Origin of the sequence: Paenibacillus sp. FSL E2-0201 (genome assembly GCF_037963325.1) — a bacterium.
Taxonomy (GTDB): Bacteria; Bacillota; Bacilli; order Paenibacillales; family Paenibacillaceae; genus Paenibacillus_AQ.
This window is the reverse complement of the sequence record NZ_CP150154.1, coordinates 837,910-856,289: the sequence shown is the minus strand read 5'-3', so window position 1 is coordinate 856,289 and position 18,380 is coordinate 837,910. Positions and strand designations below refer to the sequence as shown.

Below are 18,380 nucleotides of genomic sequence, written 5' to 3'. Positions count from 1 at the left end.
ATGATTCATTAATACACTGGATATCCTGCCACAAACATCGCTAAATACAATATACTCCCCACAACTGAAAATACAGTAAGCGCAACATCCTTTGATTTGTCTTCCGTAAGCGCAACAGCAGCAAAAGCTAGCGGAAATGCAACAAGCAAATACCGTGGGGCTGAGAGCAGCCAGGTAGCACCCACTACGAATGCAAAGTACACGATGAAATAGGCGGTGTATGAAGGTCGGATCTTTTTTGCACCCCTAAACATGATAACTAGTGCTGAGAATATAGCGACTAAATTGGGCAGCCATATCCCAAGGAAAGAACGATGATCTCCACTCTTAAAAGTGCCTACAGCATATTCCATCTGATATCTTACGGTATCAAAAAAGAGATAAAACCGTTGAGACCAATGCTCCCGCTGGTAAATACTAAACTGAAACGCATTTCCCGTGACGTAGTAATTAATATACAGATAAGCCAGCAAACCTACTGATATGATAGCGAGACAGCCAACGGCAGTGGTGATTCTATGTATAAACGCTTTTTTATTTAGTAATTTATAATTGCCTATCAGATCCCGTCCAAATTCAATGGCAACCGGTACAATCAGAAGCACCCCTGGAGAACGAGTATACGCTGCAAGTGCACCGCATAAGCATCCGATGAGCCATTCTTTTTTTCGCACAAAATATAAACACATTAAAGATAAAGCCAGAAATAGCGCTTCTGTCATCGGAATGAAGAAGAAGAACGCGGCAGGGAATATGAAAATATACTTCACGACTCGCATGGCATTCTTACGATGCATGTCTAGTGCTGCAAGCTCATAAGCAACCAAGGCGGCAACAATAGAAGCGATATTTGAAACGATGAATCCAGCAACAAGATAATTCCCTACGAATACCTGAACTACTTTAATTAAGTTTGGAAAGAAAGGAAAAAACACAATATGGTACTTCGGATCTCCTTCCGTCACGTATCCATTCTCTGCAATCCCTAAATAATGTGAAGCATCGATCCCGAATATATGCCAAGTCTCGGCAATCTTGCTAAACAGACCCCCTGAATAACCATTCTGTATAATTAAAAATACATAACCAATGAGCATAAGCAGGATACGACTCGCCAATATCCAGCCAATAATTCGAAGCCAAGCGCGCCTTCTATCCCGCTCTCTAATTTCCTGAGTCACTTCGAGTCCCGGGTTCGCCAGCACAAATGCTGTCAAAACAGGGATAGTGCGAAGCCCCAATAATACAAAAAGTACGAAACAGATCACGGATGCAAGGGTGCCCATCACGGTCCAACTTTCGGTCGTAATTGCCCAGTAAATAGCCGTCACCATCATAAAAAGTATGAAGATGAAGGAAATGATTTTGTCGTGCTTTTTCATTTGATCCTCCAATTATTTAGTCCAAACAAAAGTTTAGGAAAAAAGGATATAATTGCCTGTGGAAATATCATAATCTTTGTGTATTTTTTTGTAAATCACATCTTGTCTCTTCGTACCTTACTTCCCCTCATAGCTGCTGAAATACAAGTTCAACGGCAATTCATTATCACTTTGAAAACTGTTTGACATTCTGTAGTTTATATACAATTTATCCTCGCCCTTGCCGTAAGACCATGATTCTTCGATAGCGCCTGTTAAAGGCTTTAGCGGAAGAGCCATCCTGTCGATCTTTTGGACAGATTTCTCCACTTTGTCAGCCTCTTCTTCCACAGGTTTGTATTGGTCCAGAAAAGCACGTACCAGCTCTCTTGCCTCTTGATAGCCGCTTTCCGATCTGGGGACAACTGTTCCAACCCTGTAGCATATGATTTTATTGGTCTCAACATCTACCACAACCTGCTGTATGAACTCCATCTGATTAACAGTTAGGATATCATCCTGCATGATTGTACCTAAAGTTGTATCGTATTCACCCACACCATCGGTAATTTTCAAAGCAGCAAGACCTTCTTCGCGCGGCAGCATGAACACAGCCCGGTGCTCTTCCACATGTGTGAAAAGCTCAGCATACTTGGGTCTGTCCTTGCTGCATGCAGTGAATAACAGCAAAAGAACGACTATACCACAAATAAGATTGAAATTTGCTTTTCTCAAACGAATATACCTCCTGGTTTCACGAAACCGGTTTGGTTGAGCAACCCTTAAACCTTACCATATATTTGAAAAAAAGACACAGATGTTTATAACTACTATTAGAAAAATTAAGCATTCTCATCGCAGTGGACTACAAAGAAAAAGCCCGAGCGTATAAGCTCGGACTTAGTATTATTCAAATGGATAGATCCAGAAATGCTCTGTTCCAAAACGATCTTGGATTTCTTTATCCTCTAGCGTTTTGCTGCCTAACAGTTCAGCGGCTTGGAATTGGGATTTATGCGCCTGAATGGATGCCATCTTTTGCTTCAGGAAATCTTTCACTTCAATGATTACCTGAGGTTTTCCAATCTCTTCAATATTATTGGCGAAAGCTATACAGTGAACAGGAGGTCTCTCTGCCTTGGGCATTCTTCCAACCGTTCGAACCACTGCAGCTCCGGTAGCATCATGATCGGGATGAACGCTGTACCCCGGATAGAATGTAATGATCAGTGAGGGGTTAAGCTCCTTCAGAAGCGCATCAATATGGCCCTCAAGCAGAGCTTGATCTTCAAATTCAATCGTCTTATCGTGGAAACCAAGCATTCTCAAATCCTGTATTCCAATCGCTCGGCAGGATTCTTCAAGTTCTTTTTTGCGTATCTGTGGGAGGGTTACCCGATTTGCGAATGGCGGAACGCCCATATTCCGGCCCATTTCTCCAAGTGTCAGACAAGCGTAGGTGACTTGGGTGCCGTTTTGCACATGCTTGGCAAGTGTTCCTGATATACCGAAGGCCTCGTCATCCGGATGCGGTAATATAACTAGAATATGTCTTTCCACTGAACTCCTCATCTCCTCTACCATTAGAACGGCTCCCGGCTTAATTGTAAAGATACAACCAGTTTGCCTTGACTGTCATGCCCGGCCAGAATCAGTCTTTCTGTCTCACTCTCTTCAAAGTGAGTTAGTCCTTCCGAGTATATCCAGCCCTGCGACATTTTTAAGCCGACGCGAAAAGGTCCATTACCGGAAATTGAACCATGAGAATATCGAATTACAGCATTAGTAATGAAAGTAGCTGCCGGATGCTTTGAACTATCGAAATGGGCAGCGTATGCTCCCGTCGTCATCTCAAGATGGATGTATAGATCCTGATCTTTAAGCAGGTCGATCCTCTCTTGTATTTCGGATTGATTAATTAGCTGCAAGGTTACGCCTCCATATCTGAATGAAATTATACCTACGAAAAATAAGATCCCTACCTTATTAAGGACGGATCTGTTAAAGGATAAGCGGGTCCGTATTTCTCATCAAAGTATAACTTGCAATGCTATGTAATTCAATGGATAGAGCGATCGCCTCCAAGTGTATCAGTAATGGACTGGCTTTTTACTGTTCACCTGAAGGGGTTAATATCACTAAGAGGTCATGCTGTTTATATTAGATCACAAACTGATCTAACATCTTTACGATGACCTCACGCTTTACAGGCTTGCTGATATACTCGTCCATCCCGGCAGCTAGACAATTTTCACGGTCACCCTTCAAAGCATTAGCCGTGACCGCGATGATGGGCGGACATTTCTCTTGATGCTCATCTTTTAATATCTTCATAGCCTCTATGCCGTTCATAATGGGCATGTGAAGATCCAATAAAATAAGATCAAATGGTTCTTTCCTTGCTGCTTCAACCGCATCTATGCCGTTTGTTACAGCGGTAACGCTGTGACCCATTTTTTCGAGTATTTTGGTCAGCACTAGCGCATTGATAGAGTTGTCTTCAGCAAGTAAAATTCTTGCCTCACGTGCTGTATGAAGCTTGTTAATGTTAACCTCTTGGCTAGAGATTACCACTGATTTCTTGGGCCTGATTGTGAAGGTAACCGACGTACCGCTCTTGCCGTCACTCTCCGCATAGATCTCACCACCCATCATTCCGACAATTCTGCGGCTGATGGCAAGGCCAAGCCCCGTACCTTCATGTCTCCGCATCATAAAGCTATCCACCTGCTCAAATGGTTCAAAAATATCAGTAAGTCGATCAGGATCAATTCCAATGCCAGTATCCGTTACCGTAAAGGCCAGCAGGGAGGGATCTTCCTTTACAAGCCTCACTTTTACCGATATGCTGCCCGCTGGTGTGAATTTCACAGCATTGCCTAGCAGGTTCAAGAACACTTGCTTCAAGCGTTCCTCGTCACCGTAAATAAATTCAGGAACATCATGATTTATGATGCTGGTGAGTTCCAGATGTTTTTGTTCAGCTTTTATTGCGATAACAGAAAAGCTGTCCTTGAGGCAAGTTCGCAGATCGAATGTATCCTCTTGTAGCTCGCTTCGGCCTGCCTCAATTTTTGAAAGATCAAGGATATCATTAATTATATTGAGCAGGATTCCTCCGCTTTTACGAATGATTTCTACATATTCACGTTGTTCTTCATTGAGCTCTGTTTCAAGCAGAATATCAGTCATGCCGATCACCCCGTTCATGGGAGTGCGAATTTCATGACTCATCATAGCCAGGAACTCACTTTTAGCTCTATTCGTGGACTCTGCGGCTTCCTTAGCTAGCGACAATTGCCTTTGCTCGGAAATATCCTTGCATATAAGGTAAAACCCGATATTATGATTGTTCACATAGATGGGTGCAATACTGGTGAGCACTTCAACTACTTCGCTATCCTTAGTGACAAGCTTATTGATATACTGCTCAACCGTATTATCGTAAAGGGCTCTTTCCAGAATGCGCTGGACATTCTCTTCTCCAATCAGACTCGCAAGCTTCATCCCGATCAACTCGGACTCGATGGAGTAGCCCGTTAACTTTTCCGTCATACTATTGGTGTTAATGATTCGACCATCAAGGTCAAAGGAAATGACGGCGTCATGGTTGTATTTTTTAAGTGACGTATACCGTTCAACAGACTCCTGAAGGCGTTGCTCGGATTCCTTTTGCTTTGTAATGTTAACGATCTGGCAAATGAAATATGCTGGCTGGTTCGACTCGTCGCTGAATAAGTGGAGAGTAAGCTGTCCCCAAATATAATCTCCATTTTTTGTGATAAACTGCTTTTCCATCTGCACTTCTGTTTCCTCACCCAAGAGTGCTTTTAAATCACGAAGGTTGCCGAAATCCTCGGGGTGAGAAAGGTCTTCTAACCGCATACCCTCAAACTCTTCAGTGGAATAAGCAAAAATCTCTTCAAAGGCTGGGTTTACGGTCAGAATCAAACCATTTGGCGATATAAGGGCGATTCCAAAGGATGCGTGATTAATCACCTGTTGGTTGAATTGTTCATGGTTTAGATTTACGCGATGCATAGCGACCTCCATGGGATGATGTGATTTTTGCATGAAAAAATAGACCTCCTATTTAGAAGGTCCTATTTATATCTTATAGTCTAATTTACCCACTTTGTTATTAATTGAATCCGTTAATTTAACGGGATCGAATAGAACACTCTGGAGCCCTTGTTGTTGGCATACCATACAATTTTATCACCGCTAACCATAGGGCTGCATTCGGATAGTGTAAAATTCTTAATCGTTTGGATGCTGCCAGTAGCTGCTCCCTCTCCATTTATAAGAACATATTTCAGATCACCCGGGTGATTCTCCATATCAAATTCCTGCCACAGCACCATTAGCTTGTCGTCAGTTATTTTCACCAGTTGTGGAATGGATGCAATCTTGGTCGTACCTACATATTTAGCTAAGGTGATGTGGTTCACTGAACTGCTAGAAAGGCTGGCTTTTGGCAATACACTAAGAACGATATCTCTCTGGTCCTTCTCCAGTCCCACCATCTCATAAGACGTATAGTCTTTGACAAGCGAGTGATCAATCGTATTCATAGCGACAATATAGTTCGCCGAAGACATCTCGAATCCGCCTATAGAAACACCAGTAGCGTTCGCTCCGATTTTGCCGGGGATATTGAACAGGTCTACCTCGTTATAGCTGGTTCCATCTCCTTTATTCAGAACAATCGAACGGGGATACGCGTCACCATGATCCACTAGAACATGCGTGGCACCATCAAACAATACATACTGATCAAACGAGTGACTGACATGATTCTTCTGGAATCTTCCTAGATCATTCGTCACAGTCATAGTTTTGGTGTTCACGATAATTGTAAGCTGGGATTGATGATTTAGTTTATCTTCTGTCGTGTATCTAGTACGTGAGGTGTGGAATACCAGCGTATCACCAGCTTCAGCCATACTACCGGAGCCTGCATCAAAAGGGCTGACTGTATAACTCTCCCCACCCTTTATGGAGACACTATCGATTCTGTTAAAGCTTTTATCATAACGGACAATCCGAATGACTTCTTTGCTATCATTCTCTTCACGGTTCTCTTGTCCAAAAGCAATGTAGTTATAGTTCTCGCCGCTATAGAAGCCCCCAAATATCGGAAGCTCCAAAGGAATACTTTTGTTTCCCGTTAGTTCGAACTTCTCATTATACGATTCAATCGTAACTTCCTTTTTCGCCTCCAAAACACTTACAGTCCCATCATTATTTTTCACCAGATAGGAAGAGACTGTGCTTTTCCATCTGGGAAAATAAGAAGATACAGCGTTACTTTCGGTTTCCACCGCCGTCTTCACCCGGTAAGCGTGATCCGGAACTTTGGAGAACAAGGATATTCGATCAGACTGAACGTCATATTCGATATCGAATGGAATCTTCCCCGCCAAATCTCGCAGCTGAACATAGTTATTCTCGTCAATATTGTACGCCGTAATCGACTGTAGCTGCCCATTCACTAGCACTTTAGAGGTCGACAGCGTGGCTGAATAAGTCCTACTGCGACTATAATAGTTGCTGCTAGCTTTCTTTTCAGGCGTATAAGCTTGCCCGGTTATGATCTCTATCGCATTGTTTGCTTTGTTCCAAGTGACATCAAATTGACTGGCTGTTCCCGAGAAATACTCCGCTACATCACGCAGTCTGAAATAATTATTGTTCGAGATATTGAACCCGTTCAGAGCCTTTTTCTCTCCGTCAAAATATGTACTGCTCTCAGTCACCTTAGCCTTCACCGTATTACTCGCAAAGGTTGTAGTGCCGAGCGCGGGTATAACCAGTAATACAATTAGCAAAACACTAAAAATCCTCTTCATCCAACATTTCCCCCATTTATATATAAATAAAAATACTATAATTTTTATCGGTATTTTATTCCTATTCCTCCACCACATAACTTACAAACGCCAAGCGCTTACTATCCGGAGACCACGAATTCACGTTAATCGTACCTTGTCCTCCAAACAATTGTACTAGTGTGCGATAATCTCCTCCTGTGCTTGCCATCAATCGAATCTCAACATCCTTATTTGCAGGGTGATCACCAGGATCTACATCTCCTTTGCGGTAACTCAGGTAGGCAATCGTCTGACCATCTGGCGATACATGTGGGAACCAGTTATTACTCTCGTCAAAAGTCATCTGCGTCTGCTCACTGCCGTCGGCATTCATTCTCCACACCTGCATAAGCCCTGTACGTACCGAATTGAACCAAATATGATTTCCATTAGGTGAATATTCAGGTCCATCATCCAGTCCAGGCGAATTCGTCAGTTGCACCTCAACTCCACCGTCTACTGGAATGGTATAAATATCATACTGACCATTGCGCTCAGCACAGTAAGCCAGTTCAGCACCATTTGGAGACCAGCCGTGTAAATAGCTTGGTGCATTCGGTGTAATTAGAACCGGCTCGCCACCCTCTATAGGAAGGATGTATATACGAGATTTACCATCTTCTTTTGTATGATGACTTATTGCGATCTTAGTGTTGTCAAAAGACAGCACATGATCGTTATTACAATCCGTAGCAAACCCCGAATCCAATCGATCATACTCACAGGTTGCAATGTCGAACGAATAAAGACAACCTTGACTATTATAAATAAGGCGCTTACCATCGCTCGTCCAATTGGGTGCCTCGATTAAGGAATCAAACGAGCGGAGCGCAGTTCGTTCCCCTGTCTGTACATCTACGATTTCTAATGTGCTAATCACTTTCATTGTCCTCTCTCCCATCGTTAAAATATGTACATAACCCACTTCGACAGGTATTCTAAATACCCTTTCTGCAAAAAAAATCTGCCTCGAAGAGCGTTCACTCCTCAAGGCAGATCCGTATCCCTCTTATAAACGTCCTGCGGCTTTCACTTTTACCAGCAAGGCATTGCCTGGCAAGTAAGCAATCGGTATATCCTCAGACAACACAATCTGTACAGTCTCGCGATCTGCACCCGCCAGAACGGCTTGCTCTATCGCATGGTTGCGAGCATCTTCCTTGGCTTCGTCATAAGACATCTCATCCAGCGAATAAATTCGCTCCGTCTCACCACTAACCTCACCTAATGCCGCACCAATCGCATTTGCTGCATCGTAGTGATCGGGTCTTACGATCCGTGCTACACCCTCAAGCTGATCGGCTACAAGAATGCTCCCACCACCGACTAGGATAACGTCAACAGGGTCCGAGCTTGTCTTCATCCGATCAATCGCATCCTCAATATCTCGCGTAATGATCTCATCCGCTCTTCGGCAGATCGATTCATTAAGCTTCTCTGTCTGCGCATCTTTCCACTCATATCGTCCGAGCTTAACCGCCACATCAGTTGCTGTGAGCGTATCGCCGCCGAAGATAAGACCGCGCTTCAACAGCTCGTAACCCACGCTATCTGGCCCCACCGTTACCTGATCCTGCGGTTCATCCAAGCGAACGATAGTACCGCCGCCGATCCCGATGGATAAAATATCCGGCATGCGGAAATTCGTACGAATTCCGCCAATCTCAACAGCGGCAGAGGATTGACGCGGGAAGCCTTGTGTGAGAACGCCAATATCCGTCGTTGTACCTCCGATATCAACAACGAGCGCATCGTTCAAGCCTGATAAGTGAGCCGCACCCCGAATGGAATTCGTCGGCCCGCAAGCAATCGTTAGAATAGGGTAACGAAGCGCATATGAACTGTACATTAACGTTCCATCGTTCTGACAAATATACACGCTAGCTTTAATACCAAAGGCCTGAAGCGCCTCTTCAAAGCCCTTTACAACGCCGGCAATAACGTTCAGTAAAGCACCGTTCAGTAGTGAGGCATTCTCACGCTCAAGCAGTCCAATACTTCCAATCTCATGAGACAAGGTCACCGGCATGTCTGCTCCAAGAACTTGCTTCGCAAGTTCTTCCACGCGTTTCTCTTGTGAGGTGTTGACTGGAGAGAATACACCGCAAATCGCAACCGCTTCGACATTCCCCTTCATCTTTGTTAAGCAATCGATAACCTCATTTTCATTCAGCTCAACAATGGTTCGACCATCATATTCATAACCACCGTGAACAACATATGCATGGGAACCAATCGTCGCTTTCAGCGTATCGTCCCAATCCGCGAGGGGAGGAACCGAAGTTGTCGCTGGTGCCCCGATCCGAATCAACCCTACTCTACCGAGGTGCTTGCGCTCCACAATAGCATTCGTGCAGTGTGTAGTGCCAAGCATCGCATAACGAATCTGCGCTGGATTCACTTTGCTCTCTTCAAGCAAGCGGCGAATCGATTCGCTAATGCCCGCATTGACGTCACGTGTAGTATGCACTTTTATAGTATGAATCGTATTTAATTTCGAATCGAGTAAGGCTGCATCCGTATTTGTGCCGCCGACATCGATCCCGATGCGGTATATTACTTCCATGTTATTTACATTCGTATTAAACATTACTCAGCTCCCCCTTTCGATGTTGCCAATTGTTCAATTGGAACATAAGGTGCATCATAGCCAAAATATTGCGGGCCTACCGTCTCAAGCCCCTTAGCTGTACGCCATTTCGGATCACAAGGGAAACCAACCACACTCACCCGAGCACCGTATTTCAAATTCTCAGTCGTGATTGGCATACCGGTATCCTGGTCAAGTACGGAGATCAGGTCAGGAGTAATAGCAATGGAATGTCCATCTTCTGTGGCAAGAAGGAACTCATTCTGGAAGAACAAAGTCATCGAACGTCCCTTTTTAGCATCTGTACCTTCGAAGATCGCTTCACCGCGTGTAAATCCGCCTTCTGTACGACGGCGAATGTCTACTGCCTTTCCCTGGAACAACGCATATCCATTTAGCTGCTTCAGCAGCATTTCAATTGGATTCTGCTTCAATTCCTTGGACTCGAACAATGTTTTTCCGATTTCATACGCAAGCGTCAAGGTATGCGGAATTGCACTTTGCTTTACTTGCGCTCCAGTTACCGGATAATCACAGATCGAAGCCGATCCACCCATTTGAATCGTGACCGCACGTGCCATCCGCTCTTCCCAGACACCGTCGATCGCATGCATTAGCACTCCGTTGCCGCGTTCATCTGCCATCGTAATCGGACTGCAGTCAATACCGTCCAAGTAGAACGTCACCATTTGCGATTCAGGAAAAGCCCGTCCCATGGCATCCGCATCCACGATAGGAATGTTGCGTTCCGCTGCCGTAATTACAGGAACTAGGGAGTTACCGCCGCCAACCTCAATCGGCATAATGGCGCTCACTTTGCGTCCAAGCTCTTTTTCAATCATATCCAAAGGCTTGATCATTTGCTGAATCGAAGGAATCTTCTCATTCATGACTGTTGGTGCACCGATCATGGATATAGGAACAACCAAAGCGTCGTCTTCCAGATCCTCAGGACTGATCACACGAACAGGGCCATGCTTACGAATAGCTTCCTTCGCCATTAATTTACCGATATGCGGATCACCGCCCCCGCCTGTTCCAAGAACGGCTGCACCCACAGCAATATATTGTACCGCTTGCTCATTTAATTCTGTTAGTTTGTTCATTCTCATGATGTTATCCCTTCTTGGTCATGATTTTTCCGACAATCCATTGCACTATAAAGGCGAACATAAATGCATCCAATGCCGGTACGCTTGTGATTTGGAACCACCCGAATCCATCTGGCGCTGCGGTGGTCATAAAAGCGAATAACGTAGCTGCGACCCATACCGCTAAGGAGCGAATCACCCAGTTTTTATTGCGGTCCAGACCATCAAAAGTGAATTTTTTTCGATCTACAAGCAAAAATTCGGACGTGTAGATCCCCCCGATTGGAGAGACAAACACCGTAATAATATTTAGGAAAGATAAAAACTTATCATAGATGCCAAGTACGGCAAGCAACGTAGCAAAGATACCTGCCACAATAGTAATTAGCTTTTTCGGAACCTTTTGGAACACGACAGAGAACCCTAGCGAAGCAGAATATAAATTGTTCGTGTTTGTCGTCCATTGGGCAAGGGTTAAGACGATAATAGCTGGAAGCCCAAGTCCTAACGCAATGAAAATATTCGTCAGATCATCTGTGTCCATGATTCGAGATAGGAAAATAGCTACAATCGTCATGAAGCTGTTACCCACAAAGAAGCCGATAAAGGCCGCGGTTATAGCATGCTTTGGTGTGCGCGCCCAACGAGCGATATCCGGTGAAAGCACCGTGCCGACAATAAAGATACCAATAACAAGCGAGATCGCTGTCCCCATCGGGATCGCTGCTCCGCTAATCGGCTCCCAAACGGCTGAGGCTCCTTTGGTGTGGAACGCGGAATAAATTGCCACTCCGATAAACAAAATAAGCAACGGTACGGACCAGGTGCTTAGTCGTTCAATAGATTGATAGCCCCAAATAGCTGTCGACATCATCAAAAGCCCGCCTATGAATGAAAGCACCCCTAAGGACAAATGGATATCCCATAATTGACTAAAAGCAGTCTGCATATTTGAAGCGAAGAACCCGACCTGCACCCCGAACCAACCGAGTGAGAAAATACCGAGGATAACCGCTACGACACGTGCACCCATATTTCCGAATAGAAACCTAGAGATCATCGATGTCGATAACCCTGTTTTCGCCCCTACATACGCACATAACGCTCCGATCACCCCTAGGATTAACGAACCGATTATTGTTGCTGTGAGTGAATCCGTCAGATTCATTCCATTACCAAGCTGAGCACCCAAGAACATCGCTGATAGGTCAATCCCGATGGCGATCCAGACGAGCGACATAGATAGCCATTTTTTACGCAAGTGCGCTGGAACCGGCTCTCTCTCAAAATCCCCCGAGCTAAGCTCGTTCCCCTTTACTTCACTTACTTCTGCCATTCTCCCCATCCCCTTGTTGTTATCTTCTTCTGTAGCGCTATGAGGACGCACCCTTCCAATACATTTCAAACGCATGGTTCAGCTTACGCTCATAAATCCCCTTAGAAGTGTAATAGAAATACTGCATGCTTAATCCATCCATCAAGTTGAGAAAAGCATCTACGAGAAGCTGCACGGATTGATCGCGAATTACGCCTTCTTCCATTCCTTTCGAGATGAATTGTTCAATGATCTTCGTCAGCATCGCGTCGGACTCTAGGAATGCTTCTTCAATCGTCTCCTTCAAGAATACCGGTGGGAAGACCACATACCTTAGTACAATTTTGCTTGCTTCAGGACTCTTCTGATAGAACTCATACTGTCTAGACAATATGCCTCGTAGACTTTCCTGCGCACTCAGTACTTTCTGTTCTTCCGATAGCTCTTGAATATAAGTATTATAGGACTGCATAGCCTCACGAAAGACCGTCATAAACAAATCCTCTTTATTCTCAAAAAAGGCATAGATCGCCGGAGTCTTCACACCAACTTCCTTCGCAATTTCAGAGAGAGCCGTACCCTCGTACCCCTTCTCCCCGAATAGTCTCATCGCCACTTCTTTCAGCTTATTTCTGGTCAAGACATTCACACCCTTACTTAATTAACGTTAATTAAAAAATACTATACATCTTTGTGCATAAAAATTCAATGCTTTTTCAGAAAGAACAACAGCAAATGAATGAAAAAAGCTGACCAACATCAGGACAATCCCTGAATTATGGTCAGCTGGACAGTGAACTTGTTTTACTTTCAATGCAAAAAGCGTCCTCGGGTTAATGTAATCTTTCATCAAACATTAATTGAATTTGAATACCGAATGGGTCTTCAATAATCCCATAGGCTTTGCTAAATACATTGCTAGATAAGGGAACTATGACTTTTACTCGATCATCTGTGATTAAGCTACTATAGAAGTGTTCAATTTCCTCTACATCAGCACTTTGGATACATAATGAAGTGTTATTCCCCACTCTATATGCTTCACTCGGATTCATAGTTTCTTCTGCGATCATTAGTTTGGTTCTGCCGATTAACAAAACAGAGTGAGTAATATAGTCCTTATTTTCATCCGTAAGCTGTATGGAGCTGTCACGTTCTGCGAGTTGTTGATAGGTAACACGTAACAGTTCCTCTGCATTAAAATGCTTTTTGTAAAATTCTATAGCTTCCTTTGCGCTTCCGTTCATTGATAAGAAAATAGCTACTTCTAGTGTTGTACTCATCGTATAAATCTCCTTTGTTGATTTGATATGTGACCTTGAACTTATTATCATATAAAAAGGTATCAAAACATGACACCTTAAAAAGGGGCTTTTTATTATGAAGAAATCAGAACGATTATATGACATGATGAGATACTTAAACGGGCGAGAGTTTTTTAATCTAAGTGACCTTATGGAGAAATACAATATTTCAAAAAGTACAGCGCTGCGTGATATTACTTCATTAGAACAATTAGGGATGCCTATTTATTCAGAACACGGCAGACACGGACGTTACGGTATTTTAAAAAATAGATTGTTATCCCCTATTATTTTCACAATAGATGAAGTGTATGCACTGTACTTTGCTATGCTGACGCTAGAATCTTATCAATCTACACCTTTTCATTTAAGTGTTAACAAGCTAAACGAAAAGTTCGAGCACTGTCTTTCGAATATACAAATCGAGCAGATTCATAAAATGAAAAGAGTTCTACAATTCGAAATGTATCAGCATAAACATGTCAGTCGTTTTTTAGATAAAATTCTGGCAAGTATTCTAAATGAATGTGCCTGTAACATTGAATACACAAAAAATAACCAGACAAAAAGCTACCCTGTACAATTCTTCAGAATTTCCGCGAAGTTTGGTCAATGGTATGCTACTGGAATAGAGTTAAATACGAATACCTACAGGGTGTTTAGATGTGATCGTATAACCTTCATTGAAGAAGAGGAAAGCACAGCCCGCTATTCTATAGAAGAACTTCTTATTCGTTCCTTAGAATTTTATCAATCCGAGAACAGTATTCACTTTGAAGTTGAGATTGCGGAGCAAGCCAAAGATATTTTTTATAAAGAGCATTATCCCTCTATGAAAATAGAAGCTGGCCCGAAAACAATCATAAAGGGATTCTATAATCCAGGCGAAGAAGAATTTCTAGCTAATTATTTCATGCGTTATGGTCAATATGTTAGAGCTGTGAAGCCTGAAGCCTTGAAACAAATAATTCAGGATAGAATAGAGAATCTCTTACATCATTTTCAAAAATTATAAATTGGACAAAGAAAAGAGGGGTCTACGCCCCTCTTTTTTTGTATGGATTAAGATTTTATTTTTCCGATGGATAGGCTCACTCGATAATTCCCATGATTCAAAAGTTGAGCCAGAAATGCCTCAAGCTCCTCATTAGAAGCAAAATGTCCGGTTAACACATAACATCCTTCTCCGCTAATTCGATGCACTTCGGTAATAGCATCCTCTGCCATCACAAACTTCTGGAATAAAGGATGATTGGCTGATTCCACAAAAAATGTAATAAAGGCTGTGATAGACAGACCTAGCTTTGCTTTATTAGTAACGATCGTATATTGCTCGATAACCCCCAAATCTTCTAAACGCCTAATGCGATTTCCGACCGCTTGGCCGGTCATATGTATCTTTTGGCCAATGTCCTTCCACTGAATTCTGGAGTTTTCTTTTAGTAATGCTAGTATCGCAAAATCGATATGATCAAAAATAAAAATCAATCCTTTCGTCATGAAAGCAAATGGACATATAGCGTTTCGCCAACTTATTCAGCATTTAAGCATGAATATCTATACTTAGTTATATCCTGATTCACTAGTTAGTAGCCATTGAAACAGTGATAACTAAAACACTTCAAAGGAGGCCCAAGAATGCTATTACAAGAAATTTTGGAGTATAACGATCAGTTCGTAGAAGACAAGGAGTATCTACCTTATGAGGGAACGAAATTCCCTAAAAAACGCATGATTGTCGTAACGTGCATGGATGCGAGACTGATTGAGCTGCTGCCTAAAGCCCTAAATATACACAATGGGGATGCCAAAGTCATCAAAACAGCAGGTGGAACGATTACCCATGCATTTGGAAGCATCATGCGCAGTATCGTAACGGCTGTCTACGAACTGAATGCGGAAGAAATTTATATCATCGGTCACCACAATTGTGGCATGAGTCAAAGTAACCCTGAAGGAACACTTCAAAAAATAATGGATCGCGGAGTCGCGACACCAGAAATTCTTTCTTCACTTGAATATGCAGGTATCGATCTTCATAAATGGTTGTTCGGCTTTACGAATGTCGTAGATTCGATTAAAGGAAACATAGATCTGGTGCGTAATCATCCGCTCATTCCGAAAGAGGTAGCTGTTCATGGTCTGGTGATAGCACCAGACACTGGTAAACTCGATCTGATTGTAAATGGATATGAACAAATAACAGGCCACGACAAGCACTAAGCGACACTCATTATACTAAACTAAAGGGAGCAATGAAATATGAATAGAAAAGAAGCGACACAACAGATATTGGACGCTAAATTTGCAAAAGGATTAACTTGGGGCGAAATCGCAAAGGAAAGCGAGCATTCAGAGAGCTGGGTTGTAACTGCACTGTTGGGTCAAGCAACAATGACACGTAATGAAGCAGATAAAATGGGGGAATTGCTTGAACTCGACGAACAAGTCGTTCAAGCGCTCACACAAATCCCACACCGTGGCGATGTCATCGATATGCCGCCTACAGATCCAGGATTGTATCGCCTATACGAAATGCTGCTTGTATACGGTCCAACGATTAGAGAACTTGTTTTGGAGAAGCTTGGCGAAGGTATCATGAGCGCAATCGATTTCCAATTCGACGTACAAAAGCAAGAAGATCCGAACGGTGACCGCATCATTCTGACGATGAACGGAAAGTTTTTGCCATATCGCAAATGGTAATAAATTAAGAAGCGAGCCAGCCACCTTTTAACGATTTCACATCGAAAGGTGGCTTTCTTTTTCCGTATAGATTGTATAGTTAACAATAGTAAAGGTGAGTTGATATGGAGAACAAACGTGTTACTGATAGTCTCAGCACTGTACAATGGTTCATTTTTTTGCTAGCCAATGCAGTGGCTCTGCCCATTGTCATTGGAGGTATTTTTCAATTGTCGTTTGAACAAATTTCAACCTTAATGCAGCGGACATTTTTCGTTGTAGGAATCAGTTCATTTATTCAGGGATGGTTAGGACATAAATACCCTATTGCAGATGGTCCTGCGGGATCATGGGTAAGTATCTTTGTCATATTAGGCAACTTAGCCTTAATTCAAGGGCAAGATCAAATGTATACATTACAAATTCTAGAAGGAGGATTAATCGTAGCCGGTCTTCTTCTCTTCGTATTAGGAACTACAGGGCTAGTTTATAGGCTTCAATTTTTATTCACACCCTTAGTTTCGGGTTCATTTTTATTCATTCTCGCCTTGCAATTAAGCGGTGTATTAGTCAAAGGCATGCTTGGGTTACAGGGAACAAGCGCCGAACCAGATGTTATGGCAGCACTCATATCCTTTTTTATTTTTGGACTTGTTATTATTCTCTCTATTAAAGGAAGAGGATGGATTAGTAGTTACGCCGTACTGATTGGAATCGGCTTGGGTTCGGCATTATTTGCAGCATTGGGGAAAGTGGGCCCAACATTTACAGATTCAAATCCCGTCTTGAAGTTCCCTCATATTTTTGCTTGGGGAGCACCTCAATTCGATCTAGGGATCGTGATTACCTCACTGTTGTTTACGTTTTTGTTAGTATCCAATACAATTTCTTCTATTTCCGCTGTAAAACAAGTAGTTCCGGTTTTACCGAAAGATGAAAAAACAGCATTAAGTAGAGGGATTTGGACAGGAGGGATCTCTCATATACTAGCCGCCCTATTCTCAACGATAGGCGTTGTTCCATTGCCAGCCTCGGCGGGCTTTATGAAATTAACGGGGCAAAAGCGAATTCGGCCATTTCTTATGGCCTGTATGTTACTAACCGTTATCGCGCTTATGCCGTCCGTTGTCAATGTGCTAGCGTTACTTCCAGCGCCAGTAGCCAGTGCAGCACTTCTAGCTACTTTTGTACAAATTATAGGGATTGCATTCCAATCCTTGCTACAGGAACAGCTTGATCATCGCCGATTAACGATACTAGGAATAACGTTGTTGGTGAGCATCGGACTTATGTTTTTACCTCCAGCGGTATTTCAGAGTCTTCCTTCCACATTTCGATATATTTGCAGTAATGGTCTGCTTGTCGGCACTATCCTAGCAATGCTTTTAGAGCAATTGTGGAAGGGTGAAAAGAAAATAAGCCATTATCGCAAATTATGAAGCTACTCAAATGAGGTGAAAAATACATCTTGAAGAATGGCCTTAGCTTTCTTAAGATTGCGTGTATCCAGTTGGTTAAGCATGTCTACGATTTGACTCATTTCATCGATTTCCATTGCCTCAAGAGATTCTCCAGCATTTAATGGTTCTTCTTCAGCAACCGATTCCGAATGAACCCATGATGCTTCCAAAGTATCCTCGAATGCTTGGATCAGAAATAACAATTCATCTGTGTTATATCTTTGTAGAAACCGATTTATCCCTTTATTCATCTCCTTATGTAGTGCTTGATGCAAATCGAATATTTCTTTTCCAAGAGGTGTTGTAAGAAACAGCACTTCTTTTTTATTATCGGGGAGAAACTCCGTGCGAATCATTTCCTGCAGAACTAATTTTCTAGTGATTTTGGACACGCTGCCTTTCGGAATTCCGAAATGCTTCGAAATGGTAGTGCCATTCACCGGTTCAAGCTGTCCAATTGCATCTATTACATGCAGGGTCATGACTGTGGAGTCTTTGAGGAAATCAATGATAAGGGGATTACTACAGTTCTGAATCAACCATTCCTTCTCTTCATCATCCTCCGATTGAAATCGCTTTTGTAATTGTGGAATCATTTCTATCAATTTTTTTATCAAAATATCCTTATTAGGTAAGTTCTCGAAAGAATGCGTCACTGTTAAGTCTCCTCGTAAATTCATCTTATGATCATTTTAACAAGA

Annotated in this window: 18 protein-coding genes; 4 read left to right on the top strand and 14 right to left on the bottom strand. The window is 42.8% G+C overall.

The window, feature by feature from the left end:
- Positions 1 to 8 precede the first annotated feature (8 nt).
- The 12 genes from NSU15_RS03750 to NSU15_RS03695 form a co-directional block, all read right to left on the bottom strand.
- Positions 9 to 1,382 carry a hypothetical protein gene (locus NSU15_RS03750; protein WP_042124194.1) on the bottom strand — a complete coding sequence of 458 codons (1,374 nt, stop codon included), beginning with the start codon at positions 1,380 to 1,382 and terminating at the stop codon, positions 9 to 11.
- Between the two features lie 117 nt (positions 1,383 to 1,499).
- Entirely contained in the window at positions 1,500 to 2,096 is a 597-nt protein-coding gene (locus NSU15_RS03745) for a hypothetical protein (protein ID WP_339289248.1), read from the bottom strand.
- A gap of 171 nt (positions 2,097 to 2,267) precedes the next feature.
- A complete protein-coding gene (gene bshB2 / locus NSU15_RS03740) occupies positions 2,268 to 2,921 on the bottom strand; it encodes a bacillithiol biosynthesis deacetylase BshB2 (protein ID WP_042131839.1) in 654 nt (217 codons plus the stop codon).
- A 23-nt stretch (positions 2,922 to 2,944) separates the two neighbouring features.
- Complete coding sequence (locus NSU15_RS03735) at positions 2,945 to 3,289, bottom strand: YojF family protein (RefSeq protein ID WP_042124189.1); 345 nt, start codon at positions 3,287 to 3,289, stop codon at positions 2,945 to 2,947.
- A 232-nt stretch (positions 3,290 to 3,521) separates the two neighbouring features.
- Positions 3,522 to 5,435, bottom strand: coding sequence for a PAS domain S-box protein (locus NSU15_RS03730; protein ID WP_339289247.1), 1,914 nt, complete (start codon positions 5,433 to 5,435; stop codon positions 3,522 to 3,524).
- An 80-nt stretch (positions 5,436 to 5,515) separates the two neighbouring features.
- Positions 5,516 to 7,213 carry a hypothetical protein gene (locus tag NSU15_RS03725; RefSeq protein ID WP_339289246.1) on the bottom strand — a complete coding sequence of 566 codons (1,698 nt, stop codon included), beginning with the start codon at positions 7,211 to 7,213 and terminating at the stop codon, positions 5,516 to 5,518.
- Positions 7,214 to 7,274: 61 nt separating this feature from the next.
- Complete coding sequence (locus tag NSU15_RS03720; RefSeq protein ID WP_339289244.1) at positions 7,275 to 8,120, bottom strand: transporter; 846 nt, start codon at positions 8,118 to 8,120, stop codon at positions 7,275 to 7,277.
- Positions 8,121 to 8,243: 123 nt separating this feature from the next.
- Positions 8,244 to 9,824 carry a hydantoinase/oxoprolinase family protein gene (locus tag NSU15_RS03715; RefSeq protein ID WP_339289243.1) on the bottom strand — a complete coding sequence of 527 codons (1,581 nt, stop codon included), beginning with the start codon at positions 9,822 to 9,824 and terminating at the stop codon, positions 8,244 to 8,246.
- On the bottom strand, positions 9,824 to 10,930 hold the full coding sequence (locus NSU15_RS03710; protein ID WP_081954231.1) for a DUF917 domain-containing protein: 1,107 nt from the start codon (positions 10,928 to 10,930) through the stop codon (positions 9,824 to 9,826). Before NSU15_RS03710 ends, NSU15_RS03715 begins: the two co-directional genes overlap by 1 nt.
- Positions 10,931 to 10,940: 10 nt before the next feature.
- Positions 10,941 to 12,251: a cytosine permease gene (locus tag NSU15_RS03705; RefSeq protein WP_339289241.1), complete on the bottom strand. Its 1,311-nt coding sequence runs from the start codon at positions 12,249 to 12,251 to the stop codon at positions 10,941 to 10,943.
- A 37-nt stretch (positions 12,252 to 12,288) separates the two neighbouring features.
- Entirely contained in the window at positions 12,289 to 12,879 is a 591-nt protein-coding gene (locus tag NSU15_RS03700) for a TetR/AcrR family transcriptional regulator (protein ID WP_339289240.1), read from the bottom strand.
- 184 nt (positions 12,880 to 13,063) lie between these two features.
- Positions 13,064 to 13,513, bottom strand: a complete 450-nt coding sequence (locus NSU15_RS03695; RefSeq protein ID WP_076120106.1) for a VOC family protein — start codon at positions 13,511 to 13,513, stop codon at positions 13,064 to 13,066.
- Between the two features lie 97 nt (positions 13,514 to 13,610).
- Between NSU15_RS03695 and NSU15_RS03690 the strand changes: the two genes are divergently transcribed.
- A complete protein-coding gene (locus NSU15_RS03690) occupies positions 13,611 to 14,549 on the top strand; it encodes a YafY family protein (RefSeq protein ID WP_339289238.1) in 939 nt (312 codons plus the stop codon).
- A 47-nt stretch (positions 14,550 to 14,596) separates the two neighbouring features.
- Here the strand turns inward: NSU15_RS03690 and NSU15_RS03685 are convergent, their stop codons facing one another.
- Positions 14,597 to 15,034: an Lrp/AsnC family transcriptional regulator gene (locus NSU15_RS03685; RefSeq protein WP_042124175.1), complete on the bottom strand. Its 438-nt coding sequence runs from the start codon at positions 15,032 to 15,034 to the stop codon at positions 14,597 to 14,599.
- Positions 15,035 to 15,172: 138 nt separating this feature from the next.
- On the opposite strand from NSU15_RS03685, the gene NSU15_RS03680 reads away from it, so the two are divergent.
- The 3 genes from NSU15_RS03680 to NSU15_RS03670 all read left to right on the top strand — a co-directional run bounded on the left by NSU15_RS03680 (position 15,173) and on the right by NSU15_RS03670 (position 17,658).
- Positions 15,173 to 15,757 (top strand): carbonic anhydrase, encoded by a 585-nt coding sequence (locus NSU15_RS03680; RefSeq protein ID WP_042124173.1) that lies wholly within the window; start codon positions 15,173 to 15,175, stop codon positions 15,755 to 15,757.
- 39 nt (positions 15,758 to 15,796) lie between these two features.
- Positions 15,797 to 16,240, top strand: coding sequence for a cyanase (cynS, locus tag NSU15_RS03675; RefSeq protein WP_042124170.1), 444 nt, complete (start codon positions 15,797 to 15,799; stop codon positions 16,238 to 16,240).
- Between the two features lie 104 nt (positions 16,241 to 16,344).
- Positions 16,345 to 17,658 (top strand): purine/pyrimidine permease, encoded by a 1,314-nt coding sequence (locus NSU15_RS03670; protein WP_339289236.1) that lies wholly within the window; start codon positions 16,345 to 16,347, stop codon positions 17,656 to 17,658.
- Between the two features lie 2 nt (positions 17,659 to 17,660).
- Here NSU15_RS03670 and NSU15_RS03665 read toward each other — a convergent pair whose 3' ends face one another.
- Positions 17,661 to 18,335: a MarR family transcriptional regulator gene (locus tag NSU15_RS03665; RefSeq protein ID WP_231574029.1), complete on the bottom strand. Its 675-nt coding sequence runs from the start codon at positions 18,333 to 18,335 to the stop codon at positions 17,661 to 17,663.
- Positions 18,336 to 18,380: the final 45 nt, after the last annotated feature.